This window comes from Achromobacter sp. (assembly GCF_036567245.1).
GTDB lineage: Bacteria > Pseudomonadota > Gammaproteobacteria > Burkholderiales > Burkholderiaceae_B > Achromobacter.
Genome location: NZ_DATCUY010000553.1, coordinates 1 through 6,742, shown reverse-complemented (window position 1 = coordinate 6,742; position 6,742 = coordinate 1). Strand labels below are relative to the sequence as shown.

Genomic DNA, 6,742 nt, shown 5'->3' with positions numbered 1-6,742 from the left:
CTGCGCGGCGTCGCCCGCCGGGCCGTCGCCCAGCGCCACCGACTGGCCCGCCTCTTCGGAACCCGCCGTCAGCGCGGCGTAGTCATGCTTCAGCTCGTCCAGGCGGAACGATTCGAACAGGCGCGAACCGCGACGCGCCAGCTGGGCCAGGTCGGGTTCGGTCAGCAAGGCCAACAACAGATGGCCGGAACGGATACGGGTAGTCTGCGTGTCCAGCGAGGCGATCAGCCAGGCATGCTCGAACAACCGCGGCAAATGCGGCGAAAACACCGGCGTGCGCGTATTGCCGTTCTTGAAGCCGCGGATCTCGGCATTCAGGTCCGCCTCCAGCACCGACGACTCGATGCCGCTGCGCCGCGCCACGATGCTGAAATCGCTGGCCGGCTTTTCCAGCAGCGCCAGGAACAGGTGCTCCAGGTCCACCTCGTAGTGCCCCTGGGCCATGCACAGGCTGGCGGCGCGCTCGGCCGCCTGGCGGCAGGTCTGGTTGAGCTTTCCAATCAGGGTCTTCAAGGGTGTGGCCATGTTCTAGGTCGTCTAGTCTCAATGAATGGTGTGCAATTCGTAGCTGGCGTCATCGCGGTTCGACGCCACCGGCTCGGTGCAAAGAAAGGAATTCCAACCCAGGCGCGCGCCGCCGCCGTCGCCCAGGACGCTGCCGCCCACGTCTTCCTTGGCCATCACCAGCCGCACCTCGTACTCGAAGCTCATGCCGCCGAACATGGTCAAGAGCTTCTCCAGCGCCTGGGCGCGCGCGCCGCCAGGCAGGAAGTCGGTGAACGCCTCTTTGGACAGGGGACCGATCCACAGCCGGATGCGCATGTCGCGCTGCCAGATGCGGTCGCCGGCCATGGCGGAGACGCCCAGCACCGCGCCGGGCATACCCAGCTGCGTGCGGTTCTGCGGCGGTACGTGGTACCAACGCCCGACGAACTGCTCCACCCGCAGCGTCACCTGGAAATAGTCTGCCAGCACGCGTTGCAGATAAGCTGCCGATACCGGCCGCTGGCGCGCGGCCGCGGCGTAATGCGCCAACGATTCGTCAAACACTCGGCCCTGTCCCGATTGCAGGCGGTCGCGCAGTGCAGGATGGCCGATGCCGCCCAACGCCAGCAGCAGCGGCAGGTAGTGATGGTCCTGTTCGGTCTCGTGCCGCAAGGGCATGCGGTACTTTTTCCAGGCCGCGTAAAACAGCGCCGTCGCCCGGTTCGAAAAAATATCGAAGAAGGCGCGCGCTCCGCGGTCGCGCCGTGAGCTTTCGCGGGTGCCGAGAATCTCGGTGTAATGCAGCGGCATGGCGCCCTGCGCGCCCAACAGGCCGAAGAACGCCGGCTCGATTTCCACCCGACCCAGGTTGCCTGCCGCCAGCGCCGCCAATCTTGACTCGGTGTCCTCCAGCGCCTGGCCCTGCTTGTCATAGGCCGTCAGCGCCGCGATCTCGCTGGCGGGAAAGGCCAGCGACGACGAATTCAGGAAACGCAGGTGGGCGGGCACGGCGTTGCGCGCCCGGCTGCCTTCCTGCCGGGCGAACCATGACTCCAGCACCCGCACGGCCTGGAAGAACTTGAAGCGCTGCGGCTCGGCCAGCAGCGATTCGATTACGCTAGGATCGCGTCGCCGTTGCATGGAGCACACCGTAGGATTTCTTCCGCGCCGCGGCGCGACAGCACGACCAGCTGCACGAAGCTGTTGGCGTGCACATATAGGCCGAAGAAGCGGTTGATAACCGCCACAAAGGCATGCAGGCTGGTGCCGACGAAGTTGTCTTCGTTGATGGTCAGCCGGATTTCGATGCCGCGCACGAAGGTCGCGAACGGCTCGCCGGGCATCCAGTGCGTGGCGGGCTTGTAGTCCAGTCCGACCAGCCCTTCAATCTGGCGCGCCGCCACCGCGGAATGCGACAGGTCATACAGCCGCAGCGTCTCTTTCAGCGCGGGCAGGCCGCTGTGCACCAACGACAGATGGTTCAGCGCCAGGTGGGAAATGAGCCGCCAGTGCGCCGCCCGTCCCTGCTGGAAACGGTGCGTGTGCGTGGGCCGGCGCAGCATGCGGATCTCGCGCGCGATCGAACCGCCTTCCAGGAACAGGTCGCCGCCCGGCTGCCCCACCGCCAGATGCGCGGGCAGGTCGCGGTTGGTGCAGGTCAGCTCCAGGCTCAGGGTCTCGGTCTGCGGCAGCGAGGGATCGAAATCGATGTCGACGATGGACAGCTCCATTTCGTAGCCCGGACTGCGCTCGGCCACCATCGAATTGCGCCGCGCCGTCCAGTAATGGCTGGCGCCTTCAGGCGTCTCGCCGTGATGCAGCGAATAGAAGGGCCGGAACTCCACCACCGAATCGCCCTGCGCGTTCTGCCGCACCTGGCGCACGCGGTCGATCGAATAGATCTCGTAGCCATAGGCGCGGCGCGCGTCCGCCACCACCGGATAGGAGGCCTGCGCATGGGTGACGCGGATGGGGTCGGCGCGCTGCGCGAACAGATTGACGACGGGCGTGCAGCCCAGCCGGAAGTTGTCGGACGAGGCCGATTCCAGCAGACGCGCCGTATTCGAGTCGGCGCGCACCCCCTTCAACGCCAGGTGCAGCGTGATTTCGCGCACCGGACCCGCCGCGCGCCGCAGCGCCGCCAGATCGATGTCGACGAAATTAAATTTCTCGGAGAACGCGAAGTACTCGGCCAGCAGCCGGTAGGCGGGATGCGAGCTGGCCGGGAAGTCGATCAGGGCTTCGTCCTCGGACAACCCCACCTCTGCCAGCGGCACGTCCTGCATGCGGTTCCAGCGGCCCGGCTGCGTTTCCAGATAGGCCGCAGCCGTGCGCAGGAACAGACAGTCACGCAGCGCGGCCACGAACGAGGGCTCGCCATGCAGGTAGACGCGCAGGCGGTCCACCGCCAGGTTTGAAAAGTTTTGCGTCTCGGCCAGGCAGGCCAGCGTCAGCGACAGCCGGCCCGTCACCCCTGCCGGCAGGCTGGCCGCCGACGGCGCGTTGGCCGTGGCGGCGAACACCGCCTGGCGGATGCTCACCGGCGCCAGGGTCACGTCGTACGCCGTGCGGAAACGGCACGCCACGCCACGCACCGGATGCGATTTCAGTTCCGTGCCGCGCGCCATGCGCACGGGCGCGGTCAGTTGCGAGGCCATGCCGCCCATATCGAACTGCGCCACCGAGCACGAGGGGAACGGGCGCAGGTAGTGCGGATACATCACCTCGAACAGCGCTTCCGTGAACTCCGGATAGTCGTCGTCCAGTTTCTTGTTGATGCGCGCGCCCAGCAGGGCGAACGATTCGATCATCCGCTCGACGTGCGGATCCTCGCAAGTCTCGCCGGACAGCCCGAGCCGCGCGGCGATCTTGGGATAGCGCTGCGCAAAATCGCGCGACGAACCGCGCAGAAAGCCCAGTTCGCGTTCGTAGTAAGGCAGCAGTTCTTCCATCTTTCCCTTCTTCGCCGGCGGCATGCCGCCAGCGCCCGCGTGCATGGTTTGTTATCAGGCGGCGGCGGCCGCGGCCTTGGCCCGGCCCTTGCTCACCGAGTACTGCAAGGTCGACGGCTGCAGCGTCGCGTCGAACGTCACTGGCTCGTGGGCAGGCCCCACGTCCAACATCGCGGTAATCGCGAAATACAGCACCGAGGTCGCGCGGCTGTCCACCTGCAGCAACACCCGCACATGCGTCAGGCGCGGCTCATGGCGGGCGATCGCCTGCTCCAGCGACCGGCAGATGAATTCGCGGTCGTAGTGGCTGGCCAGGCTCAGGCCGGAAAAATCCGACAGGCCATAGGTCAGGATGGACCGCTGGCAATTCGGATAGCGCTTGAGCGAGTCTTCGGTGAAGACCATGCGCGTATTGAGCAGGGCCTCGATGTCGCGCGCGACCGTTTCCTTGATTTCTTCCACCGACAGGCGTCGCAGCGCATGCGGTGTCTGCCCGTCCCCGTCGAACAGCTTGTCGAACAGGCTGGGTTCGAATCCCTTCATCGCGGCCTCATTGGGCAAAGGCGCCGGACCGGCCGGGGCCTTTGCCGTTCATGCGGTCAGGTTCAGACCGAGTACGTCTTGTCGTTCTTGGTGAGGCTCCATGCGCCCTGGGCATTGCCGCCCTGGTTGCCGCCCACCTTCTGCTGCGTGTACTTCCACTGCACCGCGGCGTACTTCAACGAGAACGATTCGTGCGGCAGGCCTTCGCTGACGACTTCCGGCGCCACGCGCGAGATGATCACGTACTTGAGCTTGATTTCCAGGTACTTGACGCGGTTGCCTTCGCCGTCGGCGCGCAGGAAATCGATGGTCACCTCGTCGAAGGTGGTGCCGCCGGATGCGTGCTGATACAGCAGCGGGCTGACCACGTCCAGGTCCTTGGTGAAGACCATCTCGCCATGCTCGGTGCGCTCGGCGGTGTGGCCGCCGGAGGTGGAGGCGGTAGCCGAACGCGGCTGGATGATCTCATGGCGCCACGATCCGACTTCGATCCAGTCCGGATGGTCCTTGTCCTGCGACTCGCCCTTGAGTGCGGGATTGCCGAATTTGACGTAGATGTCCTTCATTAATAGCCTCTCCAGTTAAAAACGTCGAATCTGACGGTCATCACGATTTCTGGGCCTGGGCGGGAAGCTCCGCAACCAGGCGCAGCGAAATCGAAAGCTCGTCGAGCTGAAAGTGAGGCCGCAAAAACGCCACGGCCCGGAACACGCCGGGACGCCCCGGCACTTCGGCAACCTGCACCGATGCCTCCCGCAAGGGGAACTGCGCCTTCTGCTCCTGGCTCGCGTTGTCGTCCAGCAGCACGTACTGCGAGACCCAGCGGTTCAGGAAGCTCTCGACAGATTGCGCGGAGGCAAAGCTGCCGATCTTGTCTCGCATCATGGCTTTCAGGTAGTGCGCCACGCGCGATACCGAAAAGATGTACTGCAACTGCGCCGACAGCACCGCGTTGGCGTTGGCGCTGTCAGTGTTGTATTTCTTGGCCTTCTGCACGGACTGCGCGCCGAAGAACGCGGCGTAGTCCGAGTTCTTGCAATGCACCAGCGGGATCAGGCCCAGGTCGCTCAGTTCCTTTTCGCGCCGGTCGGTAATGGCGATTTCGGTCGGGCACTTCAGGGCGATCTCGCCGTCGTCGGTCTTGAAGGTGTGGGTCGGCAGGTTCTCGACCAGGCCGCCACCTTCCACGCCGCGGATCGCCGCGCACCAGCCGAAGTCGGCGAAGGCGGCGGTCAGGCGTGCGCCGAAGGCCCAGGCGGCGTTGCACCACAGGTACTTGGCGTGATCGGTGCCGTCCACTTCCTCGACGAAGTTGAAGCCTTCCACCGAGGTGCCTTCCTTCGGGTCATACGGCAGGCGGCCCAGGAAGCGCGGCATGGTCAGGCCGACGTAGCGCGAGTCTTCCGAATCGCGGAAGCTGCGCCACTTGGTGTATTCCACGGTGTCGAACACCTTGGCCAGGTCGCGCGGGCGGCCCAGGTCGGCAAAGCTGTCCAGGCCCAGCAGCTCGGGCGAGGCCGAGGCGATGAAGGGCGCATGCGAGGCGGCCGCCACATGCGACATCTGTTCGATGAAGTACATGTCCTCGGGCTGGCGCGTGACTTCGAAGTTGCCCAGCAACGCGCCGAACGGCGAGCCGCCGAAGGTGCCGAACTCTTCTTCGTAGACCTTCTTGAACATCAGGCTCTGGTCGAAGTCGATGGCAGTCTGGAAGTCGCGCACCAGGTCGCGCTTGGTGACGTTGAGCACCTTGATCTTCAGCATCGGCCCGGTGTTGCTCTCCTGGCACAGGTAATGCAAGCCGCGCCAGGTGCTTTCCAGCTTCTGGAACTCGGCGCCATGCATGACTTCGCTCAGTTGCGCCGAGATCAGGCGGTCCAGTTCGGCCACGCGGGCGTCCAGCATCGCGGACAGGTTGTCCGACACGACCACGGTGCCCTTCATGACTTCGCGGGCGAGTTCGCCGATCAGGTCCTTGGCGCGGTCGTGCTCGGCCGTGGACTTGGCCACGCGGCTTTGTTCGACGATCTGGTCCAACAGGCCCGAATCGGCTGCGGCGGCGGGCGCGGATACGTTCTGCGCGGCGGCGGAATTACTCATTGCTGCCTCCCTTGCCGTTCTTGCCGGCTTCGCTGGTCAGTTGCTGCAGTTTTTCCGTGCTGCTGAGCACTTCGCCCAGCAGGTCTTCCAGCTTGTCGTTGCCGGCCAGCTTGTTGCGCAGGTCGGCCAGCTTGGTGCGGATGTCCAGGAGTTCCTTGAGCGGCTCGATCTGCTGCACCACGGCCTCGGGGCGGAAGTCTTCGACCGAACGGAACTTGAGGTCCACGCCGAAAGTGCCCTCTTCATCGGTCAGGCGGTTCTTCACGCGGTAGGCGGCGCGCGGCTCCAGGCCGCGCATCACATCGTCGAAGTTGTCGACGTCGATGTTGACGAACTTGCGGTCCTTCAGGCGCGGCAGCTCGGCTTCGGACTGCGCGCTGAAATCGCCGACCACGCCCACGACGAAAGGCAGTTCCTTCTGCTCGATCGCGTCGCCCTTCTCGACGTCATAGGTCAGCTGCACGCGCGGCGGACGTACTTTCTGGAGTCTTTTCTGAACGCTTTCTTTCTTAGCCATGGGGGCTCCAAGCGAAGTGCATAGTGAAGAGGCCGTGGGCCCGATCAGGGTTTGAGGAGATTGCCGAAAGGATCCGGCGCGCGGCCGGCCGGGGCCGCGCCGTTAGCCGCTGGCGCCGTGGACGGCGTTGCGGCGGTGTTCGCCG

7 protein-coding genes are annotated in these 6,742 nt (G+C 65.1%); all 7 read right to left on the bottom strand.

All coding sequences use genetic code 11. From position 1 onward, the window contains the following. Positions 1-525: Clp protease N-terminal domain-containing protein (locus VIR09_RS23300; protein ID WP_332014999.1), on the bottom strand; the 525-nt coding region annotated here is incomplete at its 3' end. A gap of 18 nt (positions 526-543) precedes the next feature. Beyond that, on the bottom strand, positions 544-1,635 hold the full coding sequence (tssG, locus tag VIR09_RS23295; RefSeq protein ID WP_332014998.1) for a type VI secretion system baseplate subunit TssG: 1,092 nt from the start codon (positions 1,633-1,635) through the stop codon (positions 544-546). Then, a complete protein-coding gene (gene tssF, locus VIR09_RS23290) occupies positions 1,599-3,437 on the bottom strand; it encodes a type VI secretion system baseplate subunit TssF (RefSeq protein ID WP_332014997.1) in 1,839 nt (612 codons plus the stop codon). The genes tssG and tssF overlap by 37 nt, the downstream gene beginning before the upstream one ends. Positions 3,438-3,491: 54 nt before the next feature. Beyond that, the gene (gene tssE, locus VIR09_RS23285) at positions 3,492-3,980 is read right to left on the bottom strand and encodes a type VI secretion system baseplate subunit TssE (RefSeq protein ID WP_013396288.1); all 489 of its coding nucleotides are present in this window, start codon (positions 3,978-3,980) and stop codon (positions 3,492-3,494) included. A 62-nt stretch (positions 3,981-4,042) separates the two neighbouring features. Beyond that, the gene (locus tag VIR09_RS23280) at positions 4,043-4,546 is read right to left on the bottom strand and encodes an Hcp family type VI secretion system effector (RefSeq protein WP_006395404.1); all 504 of its coding nucleotides are present in this window, start codon (positions 4,544-4,546) and stop codon (positions 4,043-4,045) included. Between the two features lie 40 nt (positions 4,547-4,586). Further along, a complete protein-coding gene (tssC, locus tag VIR09_RS23275; RefSeq protein WP_332014996.1) occupies positions 4,587-6,080 on the bottom strand; it encodes a type VI secretion system contractile sheath large subunit in 1,494 nt (497 codons plus the stop codon). Further along, positions 6,073-6,597 carry a type VI secretion system contractile sheath small subunit gene (gene tssB, locus VIR09_RS23270; protein WP_332014995.1) on the bottom strand — a complete coding sequence of 175 codons (525 nt, stop codon included), beginning with the start codon at positions 6,595-6,597 and terminating at the stop codon, positions 6,073-6,075. Before tssB ends, tssC begins: the two co-directional genes overlap by 8 nt. Positions 6,598-6,742: the final 145 nt, after the last annotated feature.

Bases quoted from the DNA above. Each gene is read 5' to 3' on its own strand.
- VIR09_RS23280 (WP_006395404.1), bottom strand. From the start codon at position 4,546: ATGAAGGACATCTACGTCAAATTCGGCAATCCCGCACTCAAGGGCGAG.
- tssC (WP_332014996.1), bottom strand. From the start codon at position 6,080: ATGAGTAATTCCGCCGCCGCGCAGAACGTATCCGCGCCCGCCGCCGCA.
- tssE (WP_013396288.1), bottom strand. From the start codon at position 3,980: ATGAAGGGATTCGAACCCAGCCTGTTCGACAAGCTGTTCGACGGGGAC.
- tssF (WP_332014997.1), bottom strand. From the start codon at position 3,437: ATGGAAGAACTGCTGCCTTACTACGAACGCGAACTGGGCTTTCTGCGC.
- tssB (WP_332014995.1), bottom strand. From the start codon at position 6,597: ATGGCTAAGAAAGAAAGCGTTCAGAAAAGACTCCAGAAAGTACGTCCG.